The following is a 26,348-nucleotide window of genomic DNA, read 5'->3' as shown; positions in this document are numbered from 1 at the left end:
AAATCCCTAACTTTTCAAAAAATCCGCTTCCATGAAAGACGGATTAGGATATTTATAGAAGCCTTCTCCTGTTTCTCTACCTAGCTTTCCTTTATCGATAAACTCTGTTTTTAACACGTGAGCGACCTGATGGTATCTTAAATCATCTGTTGCTTGCGCTTTTGCAAGTACGATATTGTAGACCGTATTGATGCCAATCACATCTAAAATAGCGAACGGACCATACGGAGAACCTGTTCCGAGCATCCATGTTTTATCAATCGTTTCAGGATCAGCAACTTCTCCAAAGAACAGCATCTGAGCCGCTTCAAGAAAAGGAACCAATAATGTATTTAAAATATAACCAGGCTGCTCTTTATGTAGAGGTAAGGCAACCATTCCAATGGCCTTCGCAAATCCAATGACATCTTGAAAAACGGCTGCGTCTGTTCCAGGATGTTTCATAATCTCTGCCGTGTTATTTTTCCAAATCTCATTCGCAAAGTGTAAGGCTAAAAACTTTTCCGGTCTTCCTGTCGCTTCAGCAAACTGGCTTGGTAACAAGGTAGAAGAATTCGTAGCAAATACCGTCTTCTCAGGGGCAACTTTCGCCAACTTCTGATAAAAATCAGTTTTGATAGAAGCAACTTCAGGGATTGCTTCGATGACGAGATCAGCTTCAGCCACTGCACTTGCTAAATCACTGCTAAAAGTAATACGACTAAAGGCAGAACGGACTTCTTCCTCTGTAGCCCCTATCTCATCTTGATACCGAATCATCAAGTTCGAGATTCTTTCCTTACCTCGTACAATGGCGTCTTCATTAATATCGTAAGCGCTTACATAAAATCCTTTAAAAGCAACTTGAAACGCAATCTGACTTCCTAATACTCCACTTCCTGCTACCATGATCTTCTTGAAATCCATATCGTTTCACCTCTTATCAATCATTATTGTCTATACTACTATATTAGTATGAATTTTCAGATAAATAAATTTAAAAAGATTTAATCTCAATTAAATTTTACTTAATTAGATAGTCTCCTATACTCGAAGACTTAGAGTTTGCTAAAATAAAATATATAGAATATTTAGTAGGGAGTAAAAAAAATGAATATGATCCAGCTTCAATATCTTGTTGATGTAGGAGAAATGGGCTCCTTTACTAAGGCAGCCAAAAAGAACCATATCACGGTTCCAGCCATCAGTATATCGATTAGCCAACTAGAGACCGCTTTAGAGGTGTCGCTCTTTTCACGTACTAGAAAAGGTGTGATCCCTACACCAGCAGGAAAAAAAGTCATTCAACATGCTAAAACAATCCTAAAGACTGTCGATCAAATGAAAAACGACATATCTTTGACTAAAAATATTAATCAAGGAAATATTCTAGTTGCGACGATTCCTGGTTTAGTTCCACTACTTTTAAACACTACGCTGGAGTTTCGCGAGAGTTCTCCTTATTTAAATGTTCAAATTATCGAAGGAGATACGACCGTCGTTATTAGCCATGTGAAGAATGGACATGCAGATATGGGCTTTGTTTCGTTCGGGACCAAGCACCAAGACAAAGCATTAACCTGGGATCCAGTAATGAAGGATGAAGCCGTACTAGTTGTACCCAAAAGCTCGTTATTACGTTTTAATACCATTATTTCCAGTGACGACATCAAAAACGAAACCATCGTTTTATACAATGACCCCTTCATCAAAATGATTGCAGACAAACTATTCTTAGGCGATCAGACAAACCAAGTTGCTCTCATTTCTAATAATATGGAAGCTTTGTTACATATGGTGATTCATGGAAAGGCCATTAGCCTTTCGACCCAATATATCATCCACTCCTTGCCGCCACATGTAAAAAATGAAATTATTACGATTCCCTACAAAATAGATGATGACATGTTCCCGCTACCCAATTATATCTGGAGGGTAACCCAAAAGGAAAAAGAGGTCACAGACATTATTAAACAGTTTACAGCTAATCTTTTATCTAGGTTTTAAGCAGAACTCAATCCATTGAATTCCACTTTTGTCTTGTACGGGCTACTGGGGTTATTAGTCTAACACACTATTTAAATAGAAAGTTTGTTTCACTTAGGTTCACTTTCTAAATCAAACTCGGTTTTAATATCCCAGTATCTAGTCAAAATATTCCCTATTGGGTATACAATACCTACCTCTATTTTCTCTTTCTGATTTTCAAATGTTACTACACCATGAGGTAAATAGTCATATTTAAACCCTTTTCTAAGTGTTAATGTTCTTGGGCTATTATTTATCTCAGAAATCAGTCTCTGAATATCGTCTTTATTCGTGATAACTTGAATGATTTCTCCCGATTTTGTAATGCTTACTTTATCATACTTATTCTCTTCTATTATTTTATTGTTGAAGATTACCCAAATAAATATAAGAGAAATGATGACGATTGCAAAGACCACACTTCCAATTTTTTTAGCCATCTTCCATCTCCTTTCAACATTCTAACTCTTTGTTTTAAATGGCACACTCCTCGGTCGCTTTAGAATATATTAACATTATTTTCTATTTAACTGGCAAACTATCCAGTACATATACAAAAAAAGCGATTGCATAATATTTAGCAATCGCTCCCATCAGTTAAAGTATTTCATAATCCTTTTAGTGCTTTTAACAACTTCTATCTTGTCTCTATGTTTAGCGTAATTACTGAAAAAATTAACTTTTCCCACCTCTTCAAAATACCGATTCCATTTAAACATTTTAAAAAAAATTTCTAATGTTGGTATATAATTGGACTTCTCTAATCGAAGTTTTTGTTTAATAAACCTTTTAATGATTCGATAAGTTCTTACTGAATAATTGGGATCTAAAAAGATAATTAAATCTGCATTATGAAAACAGTTCCTTACCCAATCCTCATTGTGGACTCCTTCAATAATCCAGCTTTCAGATTGTATAATACTATCAAGAAACTCTTCTCTTTCCTGTTCCGTTCTTCTTATATCTCCTGATTGATCCCTAATCCAAACTACATTATCTAATTCATAATACGGGATATTTAATTTTGAAGATAAATCTTTTGCTAACGTAGTCTTCCCACTTCCTACAGATCCAATAATATGTATTCTCTTTGGTATCATCTTTCCCATTTACTTCACCCTATTATTCTCTGAACTTTTGAACATATATCTTATACCCTTTCCCGCTAGTGGTTCATCTTCATATCGTGGAATCACATGAAAATGAGCATGAAAAATATGCTGTCCACCTACATCCCCACAGTTCCATCCAAGATTGTATCCTTGGGGTCGATGGTTTTCATCTATGTATTTTTTCGCCTCATGAAGAAGCTCATATGTAGCACTCCACTCTTCTTGAGTTAAATCGAAAGCTGTTTCCCTATGTGCCTTTGGAACAATAAGTCCTGCACCTTCGAGTTGGCTTCCTTTTATTTTAGATTGGTCTAACTGTAAAAACATACAATAGTCATTACTCATTATTATGTTCTGATTTGGTTCTAATCTTGGATGACAAAACACGCAATCTTTCACAGCAGTATCCCCCTTGATCAACGATTGTATAGTCAACGCAACTTCTTTTGGTTTAACATCAACTAAAGGGCATATTATTTTTTCACTTCAATCTTCTTTGCTCTTGCTTGAGCAGGGAAAGACTCATCAATACCCCCTTCAATCCATACCTCAACTCTGTTACCTATTCTTAAAATACTAGATTGATCGTAACTAAGATAAATTAATGAGATTTTTACCTCATCCAATTTACGAAGAGTTTTACCTTTGATTTCCTTATATTGCTCCAATGTAACACCCTCTGCAACTAATATTCTTCCTTCTTCAACTTCAAGTACATAACCTTCTGTTGTTGGTGTTTCCTCAGAGCAACCTGTAACAGAAAAACTGAAAAATAGTAAGATTGTAAGAATTCTAATACAATCACTCTCCTAATTTCATAATATTAGATTTATATTATTCAGCTAACCTTACCGAGCGAAAGAAGCGACTGCCCTTGTTCAGCAATCACTCACCGTTACTATAAATACAATACTTCACGAAAGTCGGTTATATTGTCCTATATCTTGTATTAATCTTTGTACCGATTGTTGCCAAAAATCTGGTTGTGAAATTTCAATTTGGAAATGTTTCTTAAATAACTGTTCGAGCGGCAGGATCCCTGTTTCACTTAGGAACCCCTGAAACTTTTGTTTAAATTGTTTATCCTCTCTAGCTAGTTCTAAGAGTCCAATACTTAATAAAAACCCAAAAGAATAAGGATAATTATAAAAAGGAATAGTCGCTTGATAGAACTGTCCATATTTAATCCACACAAAAGGCTCATATTCACTTAAACTACTTCCATATGCTTTTTCTTGACATGTTAACGAAAGTTCTTCTATCTGTTTTGCATCTAATTTTCCTTTTTTTCTACACTTATAAAACTTTTCCTCAAATAAGAAAGCTCCTCTTATTGACATTAAATAATTTAGACTCCGCTCAATCTTTGAACCAAGAATTGCTTTTCTAACCGAAGCTTCTTTAGCATTTTGAATTATATGATCAATAAATGCAGTTTCAAAAAAGATTGAAGAGGTTTCCGCCATGGTCATTTCAAACGTATCATCTGAAAATTGTAGTGAAGGGGTATCTTTCATTTGTTTAAAATGCCAAGCATGACCAAGTTCGTGTGCAAGTCTTCTAGCACTATCTATGCTATTGTCAAAACTTAATGAAATGCGTGATTCACCTTCTGAAATAAATGGAGCACAAAATCCACCAGGTGGTTTAGTTTTACGTTGCTCTACATCTACCCATCCTTTTGTTATTGCTTCTTTTACAAATTCACACATGTTAGTATCAATTTGCAAAAGAGACTTTGTTATTTCATCAACAGCTTGTGAGAAAGTAAACTGAATAGAGACATTCTGAGATGATGTCATCAATTCATGCCAAGAGATTTTACCAGTTCCAGCTTTCTTTTTGGAATTGAAATAACCTGAAAGCTCTTGTATATTCGATTCTACTGCATCCCACATTGCAGTAAGTGTTGTGCTAGATATGCCATTTAATTTTAAAGATTCGGTAAGGAAATCTACCTTTTTTATCTTGTTTTCATTAAGTCTTAGTCCTACCATTTGATTATATATCGAAGCAAAGATATTCTCTTGTGTTTCAAGGGTTTTGTTTAGTTCTTTGAATACATGATGCCTTTTAGATTGCTCTGGGTGTGTTAGGCATAAATTAATTGCTTCAGTAAAAGATAATTCATTTACTCCATTATCAGCATCTAGTTTTACTTTTATATTATTTCGGACTTGTACATAAAGGTCTTCAAGACCACTTAATGTTTCTCTAGCAAAGCTTGAAAATATCTTTTCTTGTTTGCTTGCACTTTTTTTAGCATTAACCAATTCAGCAAGAAAATTAGGCTGTTTAACATGGTTCGCCCACTCAGTAAACTGTGTTTCACTCAAATTATTTAGTCTTTCTTGCAAATTGGAGATAACGGAATAAACTTGTGATTTTAACATTGAGATGATTCCATTTAATGAGGTTAATTGAGATGGCTCTATATCTTCTGTGGTTAAACAATAATAAAAGGATTCAGCTGATTCAATCTGCTTAATTAACTGAGAGATTGTTATTAGGTCACTTTCATATAAGGGATTTGAATTTGAATACTCCTCAATTTCTATTAACTTTTCTTTAATATTACATAAATGATTTTTAAATTTTTCCAAGTCAAGACCACATTGAAGATGATCCAAATTCCAGCGAGTTGATAAATTGAATGTTTCCAAACCCCATCCACCTCTTATCATTATTGTTAGGTAACTCCCACTCTATAATATTAACATAAAATCCCAACTACTTTTACTTAACATTAAAATGAAAAATTTAGAAATTGACTATTACAGTGAGGGAAGTTGTGGTATTTTTATAAAGGAATAACAAAATTTTACAATTATTTTTATGAAGTATAGGCTATGAATTCAGATATAACCCAAAAGGAGAATGATTTGTGAGTGCTAAAGAACTAAAACCAATGTATCTGGGTGAATCACTGCTTTATTTCGGTATTCCTAGTATCATCCTTTATATAAACATCTACTACGGGGTACCTTATCTGGATTCAATAGGCATTCCATTAATCATAAGTTTTCCTTTAGCTTTGTACGGGCTCCTCGGATTACTTTTCTTTACTTCTTTAATCGCTTATAAAATTGAAGGAAATCCAGTTACGAAAGAGGCATTCGTAAAAAGGTTTCGTCTTCAAGCGATGAATAAGAAAATGTGGATGATCTCGATAGGAACATTCCTAGTAATCATGGTCTTAGAGGAAATGCTCAAATTCACTAGCAAACTACTAGCTTCCATTCCTTTCTTTGCACCACCGGAAATACTTCCTGAATTTATTGATCCTACTAAAACTCTCGTACTACCATTCACTGAATTTATGGGTACTCCATTGGAAGGCAACTGGTGGATACTATTAGTATGGCTAGCTTGTCTAGTCTGCAATATAGTAGGAGAAGAATTTTGGTGGAGAGGGTATATTCTGCCTCGTCAGGAAATCGCCTTTGGAAAATGGGCGTGGGTGATTCACGGGGCGTTATGGCTGTTCTTTTTTCATGCATTTTTAAAATGGAACTTTATCGTTCTTATTCCTACCTGCTTCCTCATTTCATTTATGGCGCAAAGATACAAAAGCACTTGGATGGCTGCAGTTACACACGGTATAGGGAATGGTTTGTTTTTTGCTTTTATCATACCAGGGATGTTTTAAACCTTTTAAAATAACAATTTTCATTTATGAATTAAAAAAAGTGAAGTGATTGTTTTCCTACAGAGGATCTCAATCACTTCACTTTTTTATAGGCTCTTCTTTCAGCATAGGTAGAACATTCTAAACAAACTTTAATTTGTTTACCATGATCACTAAGATACTTTCGCAACGGTTTTATTTTTCTCTTACAAATTGCACATTTATTGTTAAAGAAATTAAAAAGTGCCATATACTTCCCTCCCTATTTAAATTTAAATACCACAACCAAATGGCCTCTCTCAATTATAACTTTCAGTCTTGTTTATGGGTATTGTTTTGTTTCAACATTATATTCTACTCATCCGACATTGGTCTTTGGCTAAGCCCTTATTACTATTTATCAGTAAGGAATCTTAGAATAACCCCTCTACCATTTATATTAATTACATATTGATAACCTCTTGTAACATTCATGTAACCAAGCTGTAATACTATTCAATTTTTTTCATTCATAGAAATAGGACATACAAGAGATACCCAATAATGAAACCTTTAGGAGGACTGTATTGTGAAAAAACTAATGTTTGCGCTAGTATTTTTAGCTACTCTTTTTATGGCTGATTCTGCATTTGCATATACTGTAGAAAAAGGGGACACAATGACAGAAATCGCAAAGGAATATGGTTTAACATTACAAGAATTAGCAGAAGCTAACCCACAAATTCAAAACCTTGATCTGATTTTGGTCGGACAAGTTATTCATACAAATATAGATCAAAGCTCTAGTGAATTACTAATGCAAGAAGAAATCACAGCGGAAATTTATCATGAAACCTCCCAAGAAAGCAGTAACACTGTTAAAATCCAACAGGCCACGTCTAACACTCTTAGTCTCTCTGACTATGAAATAGATTTATTGGCTAGAATTGTACGAGCTGAAGCTCAAACTGAACCATTTGAAGGCAAAGTGGCAGTAGCCAATGTCGTTTTAAATCGAGTGGAAAGCCCTAAATTCCCTAACACAATTAGAGAAGTCATCTATCAACGAGGTCAATTCCAGCCTGTTTCAAATGGACAAATCAATAAACCAGCAGATCAAGAATCAATTCAAGCTGTTCATGCTGCTCTATCACATATGAGAAATATTGCAGGAGACTCACTATTCTTTTATAATCCAACCATAGCAACAAGTCGATGGCTTGACTCCCGAGCAACTGCCTTTGTGATTGGACAACATGTATTTAAATATTGACGTGATTTACACTAGTTCAGATGTTAATGGGGTTTAAGAACTCAATTGGATTATTTTTAAACAAGTCTGCTGGTCAGTAATTCTAAGCTCCATGCTGAAGTTTACTGTTACACTTTCTTTCTCACTTCCTCGTTTAAGTGGATTTATATAGATAATTTCGTAGAACTGGTAAAAGGTCACCCCGAATACTAATCTAAAGAAGAAGCAGTCCGAATGATAATTTGGACTGCTTCTTCTTTCTTATATATCTCTGTGCTAATAAGTCTTATGCATATTAACAAGTTCCTTCATGAGTTCCAGGCCAATGATCTGGTCCTTCTTATTCTCATAGTTAAATAATCTTAATTCATCTAATGTTAACTCACGATTTAATGCATCCTCTAGGATATTTACTAGTTCTATTTGTGCACTTCCTTTGTTAAGTGTATACATCGTCTCATTCCTTTCCATCTATTGAGTAATCCACTCAACAGCCTTATCTCTCTCACTGAGTTCAAAATTTTCGACTTCGATATCTGGTATTTGATTAGCAAGTTTACCAAAGGCACTTATCCATTTCTTATCACTTAAAACAGCAACCTTGTTGAATGTATCCAAATGGTTGGCTTCAAATTTAATATCTTCTATAAAACCTTCAAAAGAATATTTCATTTCGTTAACGGTAAGCATCACATTAACACCATCTTCTTTTTGCTCCTTCTGTTTTAAGTAGTCCTTAAATTCATTAATATCTCCCTCTGTTACCTTTCCTTCTATTTCCACCTCTATTACCTTAGGCATGTCATTCGTTTTAATGGATAGCATTCTAATTCCTCCTTAACTAGTAGCTGGCTTTTTGAAAATCACCAGTATCCAAATTGTTTGTCTACTTAACTTTTACCTCAGTTTAATAGGATTTAAACATTAGGGTTCACGTAGAAATCTTCTATACCTAGAAAAAACCATTGATGGTTCCTTAGTGAGAAAGTTTAAAACCTTTTATATAATCGGTCCATTCTTGAAGCCTTGAATAAGAAATAGTAGGTACATAGAGGCTATTAATTTTATTAAAAACAGACAAATAATGTTTAACTTCGGTGCCAACCGTTTATAAACTCTAAGATAGGGAAATTTATGAGGAATACAAATCTTGAGGGTCTATCAATCACTTACCCGAGTAGGTTTTACCTCCTCTTCCAAAACACACAGGAAATTTTCATAGAATTCTTGATTAAGATAGATCTATTTTTATAAGAAAGGAGCAACTTACATGGAAGAAAGTATAAGAGAACTTTTATCCAACCTACTGCTAACGAAAGTAGCCATTATCATTATTGGAATTACGCTCGTCATTATTATTACGAAATTACTTCAGAAAAGCATGAACAAATACGTGAAGGAACCTGACAATTTTTATAAAACGAGAAAAATGATCAACATCTTCGGTTATGTAATTGCTCTCATTTTTATTGCCGTTGTTTTTAGTGACCAACTCGGAGGAATTACCGTCGTGCTGGGTGTGGCTAGTGCCGGAATCGCATTCGCCTTGCAGGAGGTCATCATCAGTATCGCTGGTTGGATTTCCATCTTAATCGGAAATATTTTCAAGACGGGTGACCGTGTCAAAATGGGAGGCATTAAAGGGGATGTGATCGACCTCGGCATATTACGAACGACAATCATGGAAGTCAACGAATGGGTAGATGGTGATTTGTATAATGGTCGAATTGTTCGGGTTGCCAATAGTTTTGTTTTTAAACAACCCCTTTATAATTACTCAAATGACTTTCCGTTTCTTTGGGATGAAATTAAAATACCGATTAAATATGGGAGCGATTATCGTGAGGTTAAAAACTTAATTTCAAGAGTCGGAATGGAAATTACAGGTGAATATTCAATCAAAGCGCAACAGCACTGGAACGACATGGTAAAAAAATACTTAATTGAAGATGCCAGCACCCAACCTATGGTGACCGTCATCGCAAATGATAACTGGGTAGAATACACCCTTCGCTATGTGGTCGATTACCGTACAAGAAGAACGACAAAAGATCACCTCTTTACGAGGATTCTAGAGGAGATTGATAACAGTCCTGAGCAGATTCAATTTGCATCAGCTACGTTCGATGTTGTTGGATTGCCTAAGATGGATGTAAATGTTCATCAGAGGGAGTAACTATTGGTGAACATAACAGTGGGGTTGTTTAGCTCGCTTAATGACTTAGTAACCGCGTGCGATTAATCACACGTTTTATACTACTTTCTTTCTAAGTAAAATAAAAATTCATCTTAAAGAACTGGTCTTTTTGTTTAAACTTCAGGGACAATCCACTTGATTTGTACTACCATTACAAATCCCATTTATAAACATAGTCTCTACAAACAGCAGCATTATTATAGACTGCTAACTTGTATTCAAAATAAAAGGAGTCCATTATTAGGACTCCTTACTATTATTGGGGTGCTTAAATACTCCTATATTTTTAAGGTGTATTGGATGCTAAATTGCAGATTTTTATTTTATGACTAAATGGACACACACTCCACATGGCTTGGGTGGTGATCGCAGATATATAATGGTGTAGTGGTGTTTACCTAAAGATACTACTTATGATATGGCTAACCATGATTATTTAAGAGGCAAAAAAAGCATTGGTGTTTTGTTTGTTCAATTTTAATACTCTAATTAAACAATTAAAAATCAGCTCGTCTTATCCTAATTTGGCTGAAATTATATAATTCTATATAATAAGTCAAGATTCATTAAACACATTGAATATGAGTATAGTTTAGGGTTTGAATTATTCTTTTTTCCACTCTTGTGCACCTTAATAGATTAGGGTCAAAAATCATTAGATTATAACCTGTAGTACTTAATGTACTCTCAAAGACAATACCATGAAAGCCTGCTGATTCAGTTTCATTCAGGCTTTTTATGTAATCAACAATGAATTGCGTAGGTAAATAATCTAACTTACTATCCCCACTACGAACTGGCTTAGATATAGCTTTGGCCATTTCATTAAATGTATCTAAGTTTATTGCATACATTGTAGGGTCAGTGAATGCAAAAACATCTAAGTTCTTTAGTAATCTAAAATCGACTACCTTTAACTCTTGACTAATTGGAAACTTGCCGATATAAACAGTATCACTCAGGCTTGGGCGTATTTCACTAATTACTGTACCAGTATCACTTGCTAAGTATAAATGACTAATTCCTTCTGAGTTCGCTCTACCAGCTGTTGCCGATGATGGAGGAGGTGCTCCCATTTCATCTTCATCTAACTCTTTATTATTTGAAATTCTTGCTCTATAGAAAGTATCTTCCTCTACATTAGTTGTAAGTCTTTCTATATAATCTTTTAGTACCTCATAATTTACATGATTTGAATGAAATCGATTTTCGTGTTTAATATAAGTTACAAATTCTTCCCATGAATATCCTTTTAATACCGATTTCTTTTCGAGATATCTTTCATTCATCCATTCTATAATTCCAACTTGGTTATTTAGAAAATTAAGTTTATCTGCATAATTTCGTTCAAGAAGTGAGTTTAAAAAGAGATGAATTTTTCTACCATCAAAATTGTTAAAGATATTCCATTTTCTCTCAAACTCATCTTTTATACTAATTAATTTATATTGAGAAAAACCGTCAGCAATTAAATCTGTACCTAATTTAAATATGCTTAAAATATCATAAAACAAATCATCTAATCCATTATCGTTATGAAGATTATAAACATGTACATTGTTACTGCCACAAAAATCACAACCACCAGTCTTACCTAAACTTTTTATGATACTTTTTATTTCTGAAGACATGAAACATTTAACACAACAATTCATATACTCCATCTCCTAGTCTATCAAACTACCGATTAATTCCAGATGATGCATAATAGATAACTTTTTCAGAGTCGGTAAACCAGGGTAAGTACCTTCTTCATAGTGTTTCAAAAAGCACTTCATAGCTATAGTATTCATTCTTTCATCTGAAATAAATTGTTGATACCAATCTATTAATTTTTCCAAGGCTTCTGAAAACTTACCTGCAGGGTCACTTGTATCGCTGTTAGAATCTGATACGAAATGCATAATTTCTAGTGCATTTTCTGAATTTGGATAAACAATGTGGATTGCTACCGCATATGGTGCAAAACCACTTTCATTATATTCCGCTCCTACAATAGAAAAATCTGAAAATCCAATGTACCCTTCATCTTTGAAAAAAAGATGTTCTTCTGAAAAGAACTCATTTTCTTGATCCATGTAATCTACATTTCTGGAGAGCTTGTTGAATTTATCATCTACTCCCACTATGTCCTGACCTCGCAATTGCCTTTTAAAAGCGTTATCAGTTGGAATTACATTAAATAGAGCCTTTTCTTCGTTAAAAACTTCTCTATACATAGGTACAAGACTTCTCTCAGAATGGATAATGGCTAGGTCCTCTAGTTTTATATTAAACTCTTGTTGAAGCTGCTTAATTTGATTATCTGATTCTTTATTCCAATAGTGTCCAATAATAACTGAATCATTAAGCATTATTTCTCTAAATTGTTGATAAACACTAGGAAGAGCTAATTCACCCGTAAACGAACCAACTTTGGGATTCGCAATAATAATTAAATCTCTTTGGTTCTCTTCGAATAGATTGACAGTAGACAATAAAGTAGAACTTAACTTAATAGGCTCAATGATTGGAATGATTCTTTCATTTAAAATTTTACTTGCTTGTAGCTCCCTAATAGCTAGTAAATCATATTGTCTTCCTCTAATTATCGGAAAATACATTATCTCTCCCCCTAGTGTATATTTAGTTTTCCAGATATCTCACGTAACTCTTTATAATTGAAATTACCCGTGTAAATTAGCCATCTAATCGGGATCGGTAATTGCTTTAAAAGGTGATACCCTTCTGTATCAATTCTCTGCCTTAACTGATTAAATACCAATCTTTGAGCTTCATTTATGTTTATAGTTATAAACCATTGCAAAGATGCTTTGAAATACTGTACAGGCTTTACTTCGGGCAAGGATCCAAACTTAGATAATAGAATTTGTTCATATTCTTTTTTTCTCAACAACTTAAATAAAACCTCATGATTAAGATTACTATCATTTTTAATAGCTTTTTTCTTAACACTTAAGCTAACATTATCTGTTAAAACAATAATGCCAACAGATGGATTTGATTCTTTTACTACTTTGTATACGGGATAATAATTCTTCTCAGAAGTTACAACGTACACCTCACTAAAGGCATTGGAGTAATCATCCAATTGATATACCAATCTGTCTAAATTATCTAGGTCAGTTTTTATTTCGTAAACCATCCCTTTACTATGATTAATTAAAACAAAATCTGCCTTTGATTTACCAACAACAACCTCACTAAATGCAGAAGTAGTATTTAAACTATACTTACCCAACACTAGCTTATTAAATAATGTATTTTTAAAGAAAAACTCATTCCTATAATCTTTTGTCAAAAATTTATAATTTTTGTTTATTTCATCATTAAATGATTCTGCAATGAATTCATCTGTAAACAACGAATTCAACAAATACTTTTTACTAAAGAATCTATTTAAGTACATAGAATTCATACTGATCACACTTTCCCTAACTACTTTAGCATTCAGTTTAACATTTTCAGCTATCAGTTCAAAAGGTTATATGCATGATTTATATTATTTTATTTGCTTAAGAGCTTTAACGTCCCACCTATACACTACCATAAAATTACATATATATACAAAGTTTAACAATAATCTCTAGATAAATTTTCTTATATTGTACATTCAGTTGGACTAATTATTCTAGCGGTTCATTTTAAGATAAAAACTATTAGGCTGTAACCTAGTTTAATCCATTGATGATTCCCTTTCTTTCACCTATTATACCGACGAATATAATATTTATATAATATACTAGATGATCCTTTTAAATCCATAAATTGCTAATTTCTTTACATTAAAATATGTTATTATTATCTAAAAAGATATTATGAGGCCCTAGTATGAGTGAATTAGTATTTGAAAAGAGAGATTTTTTTCGAGATGCTGACTATACCGTTAAGACAGTTCATCTAAATAATTATCCTATCGTCTATATTCTTTATAACGAGAAAAAAAGGCCATCAGCTTATATTGGACAAACCGTTCAGGCTACCAGAAGGCTGAAGAATCATTTAGAGGATAAAAGGCGAAAAGATTTGAACCGCACTATATTAATCGGACATAAGAAGTTTAATCAGTCAGCTACGTATAATATTGAGTCAAACTTGATAAATTATTTTATTGCCGATAACTACTATCAACTACAAAATGTTAGTCAGACCAGCTTAAGGGAAATGCACAATTATTATGAGAAATCTTTCTATAATGAAGATCTTTTTCAATCAATTTGGGAGAAGCTTCGTGAGGAGAAAATTGTGAGTGATACCCTTGAAAACCTTAGGAATAAAGATATTTATAAACTATCACCTTATAAGGAATTATCCCCCCTGCAGCTAGACATTAAAAATGAAATTCTTAATTTCTGTAAGGAACATATCAAGTTAGAAGGCAACCATGTAATTACAGTTGAAGGAGATGCTGGGACGGGTAAAAGTGTCCTATTAAGCTCTTTGTTTAATACTCTTCAGGATCTATCTAAGGATAATAGCTCTCTTCTACAAGGAACCGATAATTACTTGCTTGTGAATAATGGCGAGATGCTAAAGACGTATAAAAATATTGCCAACAGCTTGCCAAATATAAAGAAAAAGAATCTCATGAAGCCAACACCGTTTATTAATGAGAAAACGAAATCGGATACTTTAGCAGATATTGTTCTCATTGACGAGGCGCATTTACTATTGACGAAGGAAGATAGCTATAACAATTTTAACTATAAAAATCAATTGGATGAAATTATTAAACGTAGCAAGATTACCATCGTCATCTTTGATCCAAAGCAAGTATTGAAGATAAAAAGCTATTGGAACAATAGTTTGCTTGAGGAAATAACGAGACACTATTCCGCAAAAACCGTAAAGTTAACAGACCAAATGAGGATGAATGCTAGTCCTGAAACAATAAATTGGATTAATCATTTTGTCGCCAAAGACGTTCTTCCACTTCCGGTAGAAACAGACTCTTCTTTTGAGCTTAAGGTTTTCGAAGATGCTGAGTCTTTTAAAACGGCTATAGAAAGTAAGAATAATGAAGTTGGACTATCGCGTATTGTCTCAACCTTTGACTACTTACATAAGAAAGATAAGAAATTATATATAGTCGATGAAGAAGGAATAAACATGCCTTGGAATAACACAATGAATAATGTAGCATGGGCTGAGAATCCGGAATCCATTAAAGAAGTAGGCTCTATCTATACTGTTCAAGGCTTTGATCTTAACTATGTCGGTGTAGTTCTTGGCCCTTCGGTTAGCTATAATGAAGATGAAGACAAACTATTTATTGAAGTTTCTAAATACAAAGATACAGGGGCATTTGCTTCACGCTCTGACTTATCACAAGAGAAGAACCAAGAAATTAAGGAAGAAATCATCCTCAATTCCATCAATGTATTAATGAAAAGAGGAATCAGCGGCTTATACATTTATGCTACAGATCCAAAACTAAGAAAACATCTATTAGATTTAGAAAGGAGAAGAAAGGCATGAGCGATATTAAGCACTTAATCAATAAGATTAACAAATTCAGAGATGAGCGTAACTGGAGACAATATCACAATCCCAAAGACCTTGCTATCTCTATCTCTATTGAAGCAGCTGAACTTCTTGAAGACTTTCAATGGATTAATAGCGAGGATGCACTAAAAACTAATAAAGAAAACATCCGTGAAGAAATCGCTGATGTCTTAATCTACTCATTTATGTTGTGTTCTGACCTTGGATTGGATGTTAAAGAGATTGTAGAAGAAAAGATAGTGAAGAATGGAAAGAAGTATCCACTTGAGTGAGTATTGGGTACTTTCTCTTTCACATTGGGCCTTTTTATTAAAGGCCAGTATCCTTACATATGTTGGTACACAGTATCTAGTCTACAACGTATTAAGGGGTTGTGATATTCCTAACTACTATTTAATTAGTAAATCAAGTACATCTCATCAATACTTATATTATACTTTAAATTATCTTTGTAAGTGATCTTGCAAACATAGCTTTATTACACATAAAAAACTAGCTAATCTAAGTTATTTAGTATATTCCACACTGGAAATAACTATTATTATATGAGATTCGTTGTGTAAAAAATGTGTCAATCGGGTTCAAAGCCCACCTTTTTTCTCAACTAGTAAAAAACACTCTTAAACTATGATTTATCACCATTTATGAGTGTTTTATCGTTTCTTAAATAAACTCGTTTTTTTCTGAAGATATCGGTGGTCAGGATTGAACAGACGTTTTACTATATTAACTCTACCATCCCCACCACAACCAAAGCCGACCTCTCCCCCGCTATCTCCTCAAACTTCTCATAACTCATACCCGCCTCTTCATCTGCAAGATCGGATATGCAATGTATTATGATTAACGGTACTTCATTCATGTATGCCACATGCCCTATTGCAGAGCCTTCCATCTCCACACAAGCTGGAGAATATTCTTTTATTAGGATCTCTTTCAGGGACATAGTGACAGGGACTTTGTCCCATAATTTTTTGGCCTTGAGCTTTAAGTTTTCCATTAAATTAACTGGTTTCTTTGATGTTAAGATACAAGTGTTGATATAATAATCCGTCAAGTCGCCACTTGAAGCTACCCCAAATAGTCTCGCTCTATAAACATTATAGGAAGTTTGTTAGCAAATAGGAGCTAAATTCCATATTTAGCAGAAATAAGGGTTAGTAGATTTTTACGCTTTCGTTATAAAATCAAGTTAACCTATCTATAGGGTGAAGACTTGTGGATAAAAAAGAAGCCCATTGAAGAGCACACTGTAGTCTCAAACCAAAGTAAAACATGCTTGTACAAGGTTTGTTTTGGAGAGGTCGATTGGGGAAGAAACGGAGAACTAAATAAGCAATTTATGTACGAATTGTTCTTCTTAAAGATGAACTAATGCAAGATTAGAATTACGCTGCACACAAAGTTGTCACGCAAGGTAAAGATGGCAGAAGTGACTTAGATAACGTTGTGAAAGAAATAGCACTATTGTGGAAAGAATATCTTACGTAATGCTAGAATACATTAGGGTGGTTTGTGAGTTGGTGCCCACTAGCTATGAAGTTATGAATTTTCTATTTATGAAATACTAGTCTTGTATATTAATATATTAAACTCAAAAACTTTAGGTTCTATAAAACAAGAACGAATTCGGAGGAGAAAAGATGAACATATTTGTGACAGGTGCAACAGGGTTTGTTGGTAAAAAGTTAACAGAAAATCTGCTAGAGCAAGGACATGTCGTCTATGGACTGATTCGAAACTCGAAAAAGGCCGAGGCACTATTTTCTTCTATACCGACAGATCTCCAAAAGAACCTGATTTTGGTCGAAGGGGATGTTTCTAAAAGGAAAGCAGGTCTACCTGTTGAAGTAGTAAATTTTTTAAGAGGAGTTATTGACACAGTTTACCATGTGGCAGCATTCCTATCCTTTGATGAGAACGTAAAAGATCAAACATTTGCCATTAATTTTGAAGGAACTAGAAATATTTTAGAGCTGTCAAAGGAAATTAAAGCGAAAAACTTTTTCCATGTAAGTACGGCATATACACTTGGACAGCAACTATTTGGGGCAGAAACACTACACCCAGTTGACAATCAATTTATCAATCCTTATGAAGAAAGCAAATGCCATGCAGAACATTTAGTTTTTGAGTACCAGAAAAATTTCAATATTAGTATTTTTAGGCCTTCCATTATTATTGGTGATTCTAAAACAGGAGAAGCCGAGACTTCCTTTGCTTTGTATGGAGTTATTAAAAGCCTTGAACTCCTGAAAAGAAAATTAGACCGAAAAAAAGAATTACAAAATCGAAGCTTCAAGTTTTTATGCAATCAAGACACTGCTCAAAACTTGGTGCCTGTAGATTACGTGGTTGATGTGCTTACAGCAGCGTTAGCTTATGCAAAAGGTAATACAATCTACCATATCACCAATTCCAATCCACCAAGTAACAAGGTCATGTTCGAACTACTTCGGGAGCATTTTAATATACCTAATATAGAGATGGTTCCAATGGACTATACAGGAGAATTGTCACCAGAAGAACAATCCTTCAATAAACCAATGAGTGTATTTTATGACTATTGGGGGAAAAATCTACAATTCAACGACACCAATACGAGAGAATTGCTAGCAGCAGCTGGAATCAAAGAGCTCGTATTGGACCGGGAAATGCTTATAAGAATTATTGGTAGAAAAGTAGGACTCCTCATATAGTGAGGTGTTCTACTTTGTTTACAGTTTTTTATAATGACTAGTATTTGGAGTATGTATAGACTGTCTTTAATTGCTACAATCCCGAGGGACGTAGTGAGACTTTGTCCCATGAATTGAGAATCTACTATAAATTCCAAACGATTATTGTTATTGAAAAAAGAGGGTAATTGGGGGAGGATCCTGACCTTCATTACACTAAGCTTCAGCGTAATGTAGGTCAGGATCCGTCATTAGAATTTTTTTAATCTCTTATTTTTATATGAAGAGCCAAAGGGACAACTTATCCCTTCTTTCACGAATGGTGAATCCAGTTTTAATGAACATCCTTATTACTCCTGGCCCAATCTCCCATTGCCAATTAATTCAAATCCAAACCATCAGCTATCTCGTATGATAAAATATCCTTATAATTTCTTAGTAGAAACTTAGATAAATTGAATTGAGGTGGACCCGATTTCTACATTACCATTAAATGAACAAGCGATTAATTTAATTCAATATATAAAAGAACTAGCACAACTTAAACAAAAGCCAGTTTCTAGTTATAAAAATTACGATGAAGTATTATGGCTGTCAAAGTTCCCAAACGAACCGGAATGTTTAGATCTATTTCGGAATAACACAGACGAGTGGCTAATTGTTAAAAAACCTGTATATCCCTATATTTCATATGTTCATCAAAGATAGCTGACCTTTTCATTGAAACCACTCCTTTTTCAATTACTAATAAGTCTAACAATCTTAAAATCTTAAGCACGAGTTCGCTAACTGAAATTCACTATCAGAACTCCCCCCTAGTAATCGTTTCTCGAACGTTGGTTATAATCTCGTTCAATTCCTTCTTTCCAGCTTCGGTCGATTTTTTTCCCGTGTCGTAGCTTTATTACTGCCTCACTTACCATTTCATAGTTTAATTTTGTGCCTACATTGTCCGCATGATAGTCAACTGCAAAGTCCTCATCGATGCCAAATTGTGCAGCGGTTGAAATGGCATCAATATTGGCCCCTAGAAACATGAAATCCCAACCGTATTTCTCTTTTTGGTGTTCAATCATTTTCTTTATTTTGCTAGGGGAGAATTCACGACTGGCATTTTCCATACCATCCGTTGTGATGATGAAAAGCACCCGACCCGCTCGTTCTTCTACACTGGTGCGCTTCTGTACATTTACAATTTTTTGGATGGTAAAGCCGATTGCATCCAATAATGCTGTCGTCCCACCTACTTCATAATCCTTATCAGTAATAGGTGATATACCTCTTACATTAATGCGATCGTGCAATAACTCATAACCATGATTAAATAATACAGTCGTGACAAAAGCTTCTCCTTCGGCTTTTTTTTGTTTATTCAGCATTGAATTAAAGCCACCAATTGTATCTGTTTCTAGCCCTGACATTGAACCACTCTTGTCTAAAATGAACACTATCTCGGTTATACCCTTTTTCATCCCATTTCATCCTCCACTCTTCATTTAACTTATAAATGAAGGATACCAAGAATTCAGTTTGAGTTGGTCGCATGAAAAGCGACATTTTTAAGCACCTAATAAAGGTTGGTCAAAAGCAAACAATGCTTCATTGATTTCATGAATATTATAATTACCCTGATTGATAAAATACTTGATAATGACATCAAATAGACTACTATGTGACAAGGTATATCCTGCAGCAGACAGTAAGTCGTTTGTTTCATCTACATTTAATTGTAAAGCGATGGCAAAGGCAATGGCTGTTTTCTTTTTAGGGGAGTAACTCACTTCATTCCGAATCTTCGAAAATAAGCGACGATCGATATTTGCTCTTTTATAAGTCTCAACATCTGTCATTTCTCTTTCATCAATCATCCTAAGTAAACGTTCCGAAAAGGACTCATCAAGTTCCTCTACTAGATGCAGTAAGCTATTTTCAATTACGATTTCACTCTGTTTTTCATCGATTTCTTCCGATATTATCTCAGACTCTAGCAATGGTTCATTTGTAAAGAGTTCGTTACGGCGACTGAAATTAGCCTCTACTTCCTCTACATAGTTCTCATCTATATATTCACTAATTGATTGGAATAAGTGTTGACTTAACCCAAAAGAAGTTTTATCAAAAACGACTAGGTAAACAAGCATCTCATGATTCACTAAAAATTCACTAATCGTAGTTACAGCAATTTGAAGTGCCTCCTCTTTTGGATATCCTGAGAAGCCTGCTGAAATGAGTGGGAAGGCAACTGACTCACATTGATATTTTTCAGCTAGTTCAAGAGAATGAGTATACGAATTCTTTAACAGTTTGGCTTCCTGATCAGAACCACCCCTCCACACTGGACCTACTGTGTGAATGATGTATTTGGAAGGCAACTGAAAGCCATCCGTTATAATAGCTTGGCCAACTGAACATCCACCAATTTCATCACATGCTTGTTTCAGCTCATCCACACCGGCAGCTTGGAAAATTGCACCACTAACACCTCCACCCATTTTCAATTCTGTATCGGTGGGATTCACAATCGCGTCTACTTTCATCTTCGTAAGATCCTGACGAACAATTTCTAATGGCACTTATCTCGTCTCCTTTTGGTTTTGAGTTTCACACTTTACTACACAAAGAACTTTAAAAAATTTTTTTCAGATGATGTAAGTAAGTACTAGGGTAATTTATGTCTGTGTTACTCACGAGTAAACGGTATAGACAATCTGCTTGAATCATCTGGCCGATCACTAATTTAGAATCATTCATTATACATTCCCATCTTTCACGAAAGCCCTGGGAGGTAGACCATACAAACATTTGAAAGCATTTTAGAATCATGTTTAATGTCTAACGTTTCGAAAACATGTTGATAATGGGAAAGCCACTCTTCCTTAGACGTCTTAATGTAAGTTTCATCTTCATTAAAGTTAACTAACACCAGCCACGTCGGTATTTTCAATTTGTCATTAAGAATATGTAAGAATGCTAAGCGATTAGATAGCTGATAATATTCCTCTAACCAAGGATCAATTGAGCAATTAGAGTGGAATTCGCGTTGAGTAATTTTTAATGTATTAGTTATCTTTGATATGCTTGCATCTGATGTTGCCTTTATCTTTGAATGAGTCTCTCCTATATGTGCTTTCGCTTCAACTAGAACTAACCCAGTTTGTTCGTGCCCCTCTACAATGCCGACTCCATCCCATACTGGACCTTTTGCAGGCCAATACTCCCTTATATCCTTTGTTGCTTTACTAGAATCATTTACATTATTAAAATATAATGTAAGAAAATCATCCTGATACTCCTTATACCCCTCTTCCATAAGAGGAGACTTCCACTCAATGTCCAATTCTCCTCTTACAAAAGAAAGAAGCGATGTCGAACAAGAGAAGACTGCTTTATTTAATAGACTACTATGGTTATTAACATAGTTTCTTAGATGTAGTTGACTACCTTTCATTGTATTATCACTCCTTTAGGTTAGAAAGTATTGTTTAGCGTCATAATTTGGCTGTATATAGGCAGCTTCATACTTTCCTATTTTGATAACTTTACAATCTATCATTCAATGTTCTGAGTAATTCACCAATCTTTATATCATTAATAACCAAATCAGCCATTTCATCCAATTCAGTTGGATCCATATTCACAATCACAAACCTTGCCCCATTCTCCTTAGCATCCATTGGAAACCAGTTAGCCGGTGATACGGTGAGAGAAGAACCTAATACGATAAACAAATCGGCTTTCGCTGTCTCTTCGGCTGCTCCTAGGATAGCTTCTTCAGGCAAACCTTCTCCAAATAATACAACAGAAGGTCTAATAGTTCCTCCACACTTACATTGAATAGTTCCAGCGGCATACTCGTCACAAGAATAGTTCCTGAAACAATCATGGCAATGGCATTGTCGAAGTGTACCGTGAAGCTCATACACTTTCTTACTACCAGCTTGCTGATGTAAACCATCCACATTTTGAGTGATGACGGATTTAACGATCCCTTTCCTCTCCCAATTTGCTAAAATTTCATGGCCTATATGGTGATGGACTCCTTTTAAATCTACAATTCGTTTACTATAGAACTTATAAAAGTCATTCTTGTTATTTTCAAGTGCATCTACACTTGCTAGCTTTAAAGGATCAATACCTTTCCACATACCATTTTTTGCAGATCTAAAATCAGGCAACCCAGACTCCGTACTCATACCAGCTCCTGTTAGTACAACGGTATAATTGGATTCCTGTAGATATTGTTTAAGCTTCTTTGCAAGTTCTATATTTTTATCAACGCCTTCAGCACCAAGCTTTATAATTTCTTCCCAATTTGACGACACTTTTGGCCCTCCTTTAGGACTATGGATAATTTAATAAAATGGAAAATAATTTACTTTTAATTGTATTCTCCAAGTAATTATATTATCCTGTTAGTTTGCTACTTAAAAAACTTCCAATTTATTTAAGAATATTCTTTTCTGCCACCTCTTCCCACTTTTCCTCTCGAGGACTTTCAACAATCAATGTATCAAAATAGGAACAGTTTCCTATGTAACACGAAAAATAGGATACCATCCTGTTACTTAATAACCAACTAGTGTTTTATAATTTTCTCATTCGCCAAAAATACATCATATTATAGGTAGGAGAAAAGTCATGAAAATAAGTAGAAAGCTGTTAATCCTAGTCACTATGCCGTTAATAGTGATATTAGCTTGGCAGGGATTAGTATTGCGGAACGAATGAAGACAGCCAACGAAACTACAGAACTACAAGAATTAATTGATCTATCTACAACTATTAGTGCATACGTACATGAAATGCAGAAGGAACGCGGTGCTACTGGTGTTTTTATGGGTAGTGATGGACAAAAGTTTAGCAACGAAGTTAAAGACCAACGAACCTTGACGGATGAAAAGTTACAAGACCTCAACTCATTTCTAGACACATTTGATTCAGCGTCACATGGTAGTGAATTTCAAAGTCAGCTTGAAGGAGCAATTGAGATCAAGGACCAATTGTCTTCGCACCGAGAAAAAGTTGACAAGCTAGCAATGGACGTGGTAGCAAGAAGAGCTGACGATTTAGCTACACTTTCTGATCAGCTTACTAAACAAATTCAGCGTTTCCACCTCTAAATAATACAATACAAAAAGAGGGAACAGTTGTATATCAACCTGTTCCCTCTTTTTGTATTGGTCTTAAACGGATACTAGAAAGTTCATAAAGGTAATACTAGTTTCTACTTAACCTTCCCTTTCCTAATCGGAGGCTGCTCCATCCATCCATAATGTATCAGCTTTTAGAAGTTTTGTTGATTGACTCTAATGTAAAGTAATATTAGACCAACTCTACCATCCCCACCACAACCAAAGCCGACTTCTCCCCCGCTATCTCCTCAAACTTCTCGTAAGTCATACCCGCCTCATCATCAGCAAGATCTGATATACAGCGCAGAACAATAAAATGCACTTCATTCATGTACGCCACATGCCCAATTGCAGAGCCTTCCATTTCTACACAAGCTGGAGAATATTCATTAATTAAATTCTTTTTAAGCTCTGAATCATCTACAAAGCATTCACCACTAACGATTCTACCAGAATGATAGTTAATTCCTTTTTTCTCACATACTGTTGTTGCTAGAGTTATTAGCTCTTCACTTGCAATAAACGACTCTTGAAAAGGATAGAGGTTTTTCATTTGGGCTTTCCTGACGTCGTGGTGGGTGACGTCTGTGGACAGAACAAGATCACAGATTCCTACATCCTCTCTTAAACTACCAGCAATCCCCGTATTAATAATGTAGTCTACACTGAATTTATCAATTAGCAGCTGCGTACAGGCAGCGGCATTTACTTTTCCTACCCCACATCGAGTTAGGACTACTTCTTTTCCTCTTAATACGCCTGTAAAAAATGGAAAGCCCGCAAATTTATATTCCTGTGTAATTTCCATTTCTTTTAATATGAGCTCGATTTCTACCTGCATGGCACCCATAATTCCGATTTTCTTCATATATATTCTCTCCTACAGACCACTAGTCCTATGTTCAATTTTTTCATTTAATTGGTTTAATAAATCCTTTAGTCCTACCTGATCCATAGTCTCCACCCTATGCAAATGCCCTTCGAAGTCTAGCAAGCTAGTAACAGGGTTGGGAACAACGACACAATGTAAACCTGCGGAGATGGCTGCTTGTAGACCATTTTTAGAGTCTTCGAATGCTAACGTTTCTCTTGCTTTCACATTTAATGCAGAAACAGCTTGTATATAGAGTTCCGGATCTGGCTTTACTTTTTTCACATCATCTTTTGTTTTAATAACCTCAAAATAGTCTTTAATTTGAAATTGATTTAAAAATCCTTCTACCCATGTTCTGCTCGAGCTAGATGCTAACCCGATTTTTAATCCCAGCTCTTTTGCCGATTGTAGGTAATCTAACACACCGTCTCTTAGTGTTAACTCATTCATTTTCTTTTCATATAATAACTCTGTTTTCTCTTTGATATCATTTGGATCAAAAGGTACTGCAACAGAAGTAGCTAGCTTTTGAAACAGTACATCGTCTGTCGTCCCAATACTTATCGCAAACTCCTCTAGCTGTAAATCGTACTCATACTCGAGCATCGCTTCCTTAAAAACAGTAAACCAAACAGATTCTGTATCCACAATTAGTCCATCAAAATCAAACACGATTGCTTTAATCATTCTTGAATTCTCCCCTTAAACGTTATCATTCTAATTTAATGAAAAAACATTCTAAATCTATTATTCATCTTACTAAATGTGCCGCTTTATATCCATATTTTGTATTATTTTTATAAAGACACGAACAGGTTACGAACTCTGAGGAAATTAAAAAACTCTCCTGTAGATTTCTACAGAAGAGGTCACCACTAAGTTATTAATCTGCCACTTTGTTTTTCCATGCGGTCCTACCGTTCTAATCCTGCAATTCCGAATCCTCCAGGGCCGGCGTGAGTAGAAATCATAGTACCCGCTTGAATCCATGTTACATTTTTGAACCCAAACCCCTTTGCCCTTTCATACATCTGTTCCTTGATTTCTTCCTCAAGACCAATTGAATAAATGAGATAAAGCTGTTCCTGATCAATATCATATTGTGATAGATAATCCTGCATCAGCTTTTCTGCTACCACATTTATATTTCCACGGTATTTTTTAGTTGATACAAGTTTTCCTTCTATTAATTCGATACACGGTTTTATTTTTAATAAAGCCCCGCCGAGGTAAGCAAAATTACTTACCCTTCCACCCGCTCTTAAAAACTCTAGACTCCCGGGAACGAAGGCCAACTTAGATTTAGGAACAATTGCTTCTATTTTCTCTATCAATCGAACAGGTTCAATGGTAGGTTCTTCTTTTAAAAGTCTAGCAGCATACATAACAATTACAGCTAATCCACCGGTGACGTTCAATGCATCAATAAGAAAGATATCCTCAAATTCTCTTGCGGCAATGACCGCATGTTGAAAAGAAGAAGAAGCCTTTGACGTATAACCAATATGAATAATGATACTATCAGGGAAATCCTGTCTAATTTCCGAAAACAAATTTTGATACTCATGGGGATTGGTAGACGTTGTAGAGGGTATTTTCTTAGTGCGCTGATAATAATCATAAATATCCTCTACTGGTAAAGAGCCATCATCTAAATAATCCTGTTCTTCCATGATGATGTGCATCGGAACCACTCGGACATCATGTTGATCAGCGTAATCTTTTGGTAAATCTGCACCACTCTCTGTTGAGAAAACTATTTTTCTCATCGTACATCCCCTCTCATAACAATAAAGTATATCCTCTTCATTATGACCTACTCTACCTAACAATAAAAGGAAAAGTGTTGGGCTTATTTAGGTGATCAAAATATTGATAGCTTTCAAACTTCCTGTTATTCTCATAACTTTCCAACATGCTATTCATTTACTGTTTTTTGGCAAACCGTCTTTATCATGTTATAAATTCTTAAACTATCCTTCTA

The 26,348-nt window shown here is 34.7% G+C and carries 27 protein-coding genes; 8 read left to right on the top strand and 19 right to left on the bottom strand.

The window, feature by feature from the left end; genetic code table 11:
- Nucleotides 1–6: 6 nt before the first annotated feature.
- Complete coding sequence (locus M1D60_RS10400) at nucleotides 7–906, bottom strand: 3-hydroxyacyl-CoA dehydrogenase (RefSeq protein WP_456279085.1); 900 nt, start codon at nucleotides 904–906, stop codon at nucleotides 7–9.
- 183 nt (nucleotides 907–1,089) lie between these two features.
- On the opposite strand from M1D60_RS10400, the gene M1D60_RS10395 reads away from it, so the two are divergent.
- Complete coding sequence (locus M1D60_RS10395) at nucleotides 1,090–1,986, top strand: LysR family transcriptional regulator (RefSeq protein ID WP_456279084.1); 897 nt, start codon at nucleotides 1,090–1,092, stop codon at nucleotides 1,984–1,986.
- 89 nt (nucleotides 1,987–2,075) lie between these two features.
- Here M1D60_RS10395 and M1D60_RS10390 read toward each other — a convergent pair whose 3' ends face one another.
- From M1D60_RS10390 to M1D60_RS10370, 5 genes are all read right to left on the bottom strand, one after another.
- Nucleotides 2,076–2,447, bottom strand: a complete 372-nt coding sequence (locus M1D60_RS10390; RefSeq protein ID WP_456279083.1) for a hypothetical protein — start codon at nucleotides 2,445–2,447, stop codon at nucleotides 2,076–2,078.
- 153 nt (nucleotides 2,448–2,600) lie between these two features.
- Nucleotides 2,601–3,116, bottom strand: a complete 516-nt coding sequence (locus tag M1D60_RS10385) for a DNA topology modulation protein FlaR (protein WP_456279082.1) — start codon at nucleotides 3,114–3,116, stop codon at nucleotides 2,601–2,603.
- Nucleotides 3,117–3,518 (bottom strand): HIT family protein, encoded by a 402-nt coding sequence (locus M1D60_RS10380; protein ID WP_456279081.1) that lies wholly within the window; start codon nucleotides 3,516–3,518, stop codon nucleotides 3,117–3,119.
- Between the two features lie 74 nt (nucleotides 3,519–3,592).
- On the bottom strand, nucleotides 3,593–3,787 hold the full coding sequence (locus tag M1D60_RS10375) for a DUF3221 domain-containing protein (protein WP_456279080.1): 195 nt from the start codon (nucleotides 3,785–3,787) through the stop codon (nucleotides 3,593–3,595).
- A 246-nt stretch (nucleotides 3,788–4,033) separates the two neighbouring features.
- Nucleotides 4,034–5,782, bottom strand: coding sequence for a M3 family metallopeptidase (locus M1D60_RS10370; protein WP_456279079.1), 1,749 nt, complete (start codon nucleotides 5,780–5,782; stop codon nucleotides 4,034–4,036).
- Between the two features lie 221 nt (nucleotides 5,783–6,003).
- Here M1D60_RS10370 and M1D60_RS10365 point away from each other — a divergent pair, with 221 nt between their 5' ends.
- Together M1D60_RS10365 and M1D60_RS10360 are read left to right on the top strand one after the other, a co-directional pair.
- Nucleotides 6,004–6,768: a CPBP family intramembrane glutamic endopeptidase gene (locus M1D60_RS10365; RefSeq protein ID WP_456279078.1), complete on the top strand. Its 765-nt coding sequence runs from the start codon at nucleotides 6,004–6,006 to the stop codon at nucleotides 6,766–6,768.
- Between the two features lie 544 nt (nucleotides 6,769–7,312).
- Nucleotides 7,313–7,999, top strand: coding sequence for a cell wall hydrolase (locus M1D60_RS10360; RefSeq protein WP_456279411.1), 687 nt, complete (start codon nucleotides 7,313–7,315; stop codon nucleotides 7,997–7,999).
- Nucleotides 8,000–8,254: 255 nt separating this feature from the next.
- Here M1D60_RS10360 and M1D60_RS10355 read toward each other — a convergent pair whose 3' ends face one another.
- Both M1D60_RS10355 and M1D60_RS10350 read right to left on the bottom strand, forming a co-directional pair.
- Nucleotides 8,255–8,449: a hypothetical protein gene (locus tag M1D60_RS10355; RefSeq protein ID WP_456279077.1), complete on the bottom strand. Its 195-nt coding sequence runs from the start codon at nucleotides 8,447–8,449 to the stop codon at nucleotides 8,255–8,257.
- Entirely contained in the window at nucleotides 8,450–8,803 is a 354-nt protein-coding gene (locus M1D60_RS10350; RefSeq protein WP_456279076.1) for an STAS/SEC14 domain-containing protein, read from the bottom strand.
- A gap of 445 nt (nucleotides 8,804–9,248) precedes the next feature.
- On the opposite strand from M1D60_RS10350, the gene M1D60_RS10345 reads away from it, so the two are divergent.
- Nucleotides 9,249–10,154 carry a mechanosensitive ion channel family protein gene (locus M1D60_RS10345; RefSeq protein ID WP_456279075.1) on the top strand — a complete coding sequence of 302 codons (906 nt, stop codon included), beginning with the start codon at nucleotides 9,249–9,251 and terminating at the stop codon, nucleotides 10,152–10,154.
- Nucleotides 10,155–10,741: 587 nt separating this feature from the next.
- On the opposite strand, the gene M1D60_RS10340 is transcribed toward M1D60_RS10345, so the two are convergent.
- From M1D60_RS10340 to M1D60_RS10330, 3 genes are read right to left on the bottom strand one after another with little or no spacing between them, the layout of a single operon-like run.
- Nucleotides 10,742–11,830 (bottom strand): RES domain-containing protein, encoded by a 1,089-nt coding sequence (locus M1D60_RS10340; protein WP_456279074.1) that lies wholly within the window; start codon nucleotides 11,828–11,830, stop codon nucleotides 10,742–10,744.
- Nucleotides 11,831–11,842: 12 nt separating this feature from the next.
- Nucleotides 11,843–12,778 (bottom strand): sce7725 family protein, encoded by a 936-nt coding sequence (locus tag M1D60_RS10335; RefSeq protein ID WP_456279073.1) that lies wholly within the window; start codon nucleotides 12,776–12,778, stop codon nucleotides 11,843–11,845.
- 11 nt (nucleotides 12,779–12,789) lie between these two features.
- Nucleotides 12,790–13,593, bottom strand: coding sequence for a sce7726 family protein (locus tag M1D60_RS10330; protein WP_456279072.1), 804 nt, complete (start codon nucleotides 13,591–13,593; stop codon nucleotides 12,790–12,792).
- A 413-nt stretch (nucleotides 13,594–14,006) separates the two neighbouring features.
- On the opposite strand from M1D60_RS10330, the gene M1D60_RS10325 reads away from it, so the two are divergent.
- Both M1D60_RS10325 and M1D60_RS10320 read left to right on the top strand, forming a co-directional pair.
- Nucleotides 14,007–15,653, top strand: a complete 1,647-nt coding sequence (locus M1D60_RS10325; protein ID WP_456279071.1) for a DUF2075 domain-containing protein — start codon at nucleotides 14,007–14,009, stop codon at nucleotides 15,651–15,653.
- Complete coding sequence (locus M1D60_RS10320) at nucleotides 15,650–15,952, top strand: nucleotide pyrophosphohydrolase (RefSeq protein ID WP_456279070.1); 303 nt, start codon at nucleotides 15,650–15,652, stop codon at nucleotides 15,950–15,952. The genes M1D60_RS10325 and M1D60_RS10320 overlap by 4 nt, the downstream gene beginning before the upstream one ends.
- 449 nt (nucleotides 15,953–16,401) lie before the next feature.
- Here M1D60_RS10320 and M1D60_RS10315 read toward each other — a convergent pair whose 3' ends face one another.
- Nucleotides 16,402–16,737 (bottom strand): phosphorylase family protein, encoded by a 336-nt coding sequence (locus M1D60_RS10315; RefSeq protein WP_456279069.1) that lies wholly within the window; start codon nucleotides 16,735–16,737, stop codon nucleotides 16,402–16,404.
- A gap of 586 nt (nucleotides 16,738–17,323) precedes the next feature.
- On the opposite strand from M1D60_RS10315, the gene M1D60_RS10310 reads away from it, so the two are divergent.
- The gene (locus tag M1D60_RS10310; RefSeq protein WP_456279068.1) at nucleotides 17,324–18,379 is read left to right on the top strand and encodes an SDR family NAD(P)-dependent oxidoreductase; all 1,056 of its coding nucleotides are present in this window, start codon (nucleotides 17,324–17,326) and stop codon (nucleotides 18,377–18,379) included.
- Nucleotides 18,380–19,173: 794 nt separating this feature from the next.
- Here M1D60_RS10310 and M1D60_RS10305 read toward each other — a convergent pair.
- The 4 genes from M1D60_RS10305 to M1D60_RS10290 all read right to left on the bottom strand — a co-directional run bounded on the left by M1D60_RS10305 (nucleotide 19,174) and on the right by M1D60_RS10290 (nucleotide 22,551).
- Nucleotides 19,174–19,830, bottom strand: a complete 657-nt coding sequence (locus M1D60_RS10305) for a vWA domain-containing protein (protein ID WP_456279067.1) — start codon at nucleotides 19,828–19,830, stop codon at nucleotides 19,174–19,176.
- Nucleotides 19,831–19,917: 87 nt separating this feature from the next.
- Entirely contained in the window at nucleotides 19,918–20,931 is a 1,014-nt protein-coding gene (locus tag M1D60_RS10300) for a macro domain-containing protein (protein ID WP_456279066.1), read from the bottom strand.
- A gap of 194 nt (nucleotides 20,932–21,125) precedes the next feature.
- Complete coding sequence (locus tag M1D60_RS10295; RefSeq protein WP_456279065.1) at nucleotides 21,126–21,806, bottom strand: hypothetical protein; 681 nt, start codon at nucleotides 21,804–21,806, stop codon at nucleotides 21,126–21,128.
- A gap of 91 nt (nucleotides 21,807–21,897) precedes the next feature.
- The gene (locus tag M1D60_RS10290; protein WP_456279410.1) at nucleotides 21,898–22,551 is read right to left on the bottom strand and encodes an NAD-dependent deacylase; all 654 of its coding nucleotides are present in this window, start codon (nucleotides 22,549–22,551) and stop codon (nucleotides 21,898–21,900) included.
- A 504-nt stretch (nucleotides 22,552–23,055) separates the two neighbouring features.
- On the opposite strand from M1D60_RS10290, the gene M1D60_RS10285 reads away from it, so the two are divergent.
- Nucleotides 23,056–23,478 carry a nitrate- and nitrite sensing domain-containing protein gene (locus M1D60_RS10285; protein ID WP_456279064.1) on the top strand — a complete coding sequence of 141 codons (423 nt, stop codon included), beginning with the start codon at nucleotides 23,056–23,058 and terminating at the stop codon, nucleotides 23,476–23,478.
- A 202-nt stretch (nucleotides 23,479–23,680) separates the two neighbouring features.
- Here M1D60_RS10285 and M1D60_RS10280 read toward each other — a convergent pair whose 3' ends face one another.
- The 3 genes from M1D60_RS10280 to M1D60_RS10270 form a co-directional block, all read right to left on the bottom strand.
- Nucleotides 23,681–24,358 carry a 5'-methylthioadenosine/adenosylhomocysteine nucleosidase gene (locus tag M1D60_RS10280; protein WP_456279063.1) on the bottom strand — a complete coding sequence of 226 codons (678 nt, stop codon included), beginning with the start codon at nucleotides 24,356–24,358 and terminating at the stop codon, nucleotides 23,681–23,683.
- Between the two features lie 12 nt (nucleotides 24,359–24,370).
- On the bottom strand, nucleotides 24,371–25,051 hold the full coding sequence (locus M1D60_RS10275; RefSeq protein WP_456279062.1) for an HAD family hydrolase: 681 nt from the start codon (nucleotides 25,049–25,051) through the stop codon (nucleotides 24,371–24,373).
- Between the two features lie 227 nt (nucleotides 25,052–25,278).
- A complete protein-coding gene (locus tag M1D60_RS10270) occupies nucleotides 25,279–26,133 on the bottom strand; it encodes a DegV family protein (protein WP_456279061.1) in 855 nt (284 codons plus the stop codon).
- Between the last annotated feature and the right edge of the window lie 215 nt (nucleotides 26,134–26,348).

Source organism: Bacillus sp. AK128, assembly GCF_053903075.1.
The sequence above is the reverse complement of the archived record's forward strand: the minus strand, read 5'-3'. Positions and strand labels throughout refer to the sequence as shown.

Bases quoted from the DNA above. Each gene is read 5' to 3' on its own strand.
- M1D60_RS10400 (WP_456279085.1), bottom strand. From the start codon at position 906: ATGGATTTCAAGAAGATCATGGTAGCAGGAAGTGGAGTATTAGGAAGT.
- M1D60_RS10395 (WP_456279084.1), top strand. From the start codon at position 1,090: ATGAATATGATCCAGCTTCAATATCTTGTTGATGTAGGAGAAATGGGC.
- M1D60_RS10390 (WP_456279083.1), bottom strand. From the start codon at position 2,447: ATGGCTAAAAAAATTGGAAGTGTGGTCTTTGCAATCGTCATCATTTCT.
- M1D60_RS10385 (WP_456279082.1), bottom strand. From the start codon at position 3,116: ATGGGAAAGATGATACCAAAGAGAATACATATTATTGGATCTGTAGGA.
- M1D60_RS10355 (WP_456279077.1), bottom strand. From the start codon at position 8,449: ATGGAAAGGAATGAGACGATGTATACACTTAACAAAGGAAGTGCACAA.
- M1D60_RS10350 (WP_456279076.1), bottom strand. From the start codon at position 8,803: ATGCTATCCATTAAAACGAATGACATGCCTAAGGTAATAGAGGTGGAA.
- M1D60_RS10345 (WP_456279075.1), top strand. From the start codon at position 9,249: ATGGAAGAAAGTATAAGAGAACTTTTATCCAACCTACTGCTAACGAAA.
- M1D60_RS10340 (WP_456279074.1), bottom strand. From the start codon at position 11,830: ATGAATTGTTGTGTTAAATGTTTCATGTCTTCAGAAATAAAAAGTATC.
- M1D60_RS10335 (WP_456279073.1), bottom strand. From the start codon at position 12,778: ATGTATTTTCCGATAATTAGAGGAAGACAATATGATTTACTAGCTATT.
- M1D60_RS10330 (WP_456279072.1), bottom strand. From the start codon at position 13,593: ATGAATTCTATGTACTTAAATAGATTCTTTAGTAAAAAGTATTTGTTG.
- M1D60_RS10325 (WP_456279071.1), top strand. From the start codon at position 14,007: ATGAGTGAATTAGTATTTGAAAAGAGAGATTTTTTTCGAGATGCTGAC.
- M1D60_RS10320 (WP_456279070.1), top strand. From the start codon at position 15,650: ATGAGCGATATTAAGCACTTAATCAATAAGATTAACAAATTCAGAGAT.
- M1D60_RS10310 (WP_456279068.1), top strand. From the start codon at position 17,324: ATGAACATATTTGTGACAGGTGCAACAGGGTTTGTTGGTAAAAAGTTA.
- M1D60_RS10305 (WP_456279067.1), bottom strand. From the start codon at position 19,830: ATGAAAAAGGGTATAACCGAGATAGTGTTCATTTTAGACAAGAGTGGT.
- M1D60_RS10295 (WP_456279065.1), bottom strand. From the start codon at position 21,806: ATGAAAGGTAGTCAACTACATCTAAGAAACTATGTTAATAACCATAGT.
- M1D60_RS10290 (WP_456279410.1), bottom strand. From the start codon at position 22,551: ATGAGTACGGAGTCTGGGTTGCCTGATTTTAGATCTGCAAAAAATGGT.
- M1D60_RS10280 (WP_456279063.1), bottom strand. From the start codon at position 24,358: ATGAAGAAAATCGGAATTATGGGTGCCATGCAGGTAGAAATCGAGCTC.
- M1D60_RS10275 (WP_456279062.1), bottom strand. From the start codon at position 25,051: ATGATTAAAGCAATCGTGTTTGATTTTGATGGACTAATTGTGGATACA.
- M1D60_RS10270 (WP_456279061.1), bottom strand. From the start codon at position 26,133: ATGAGAAAAATAGTTTTCTCAACAGAGAGTGGTGCAGATTTACCAAAA.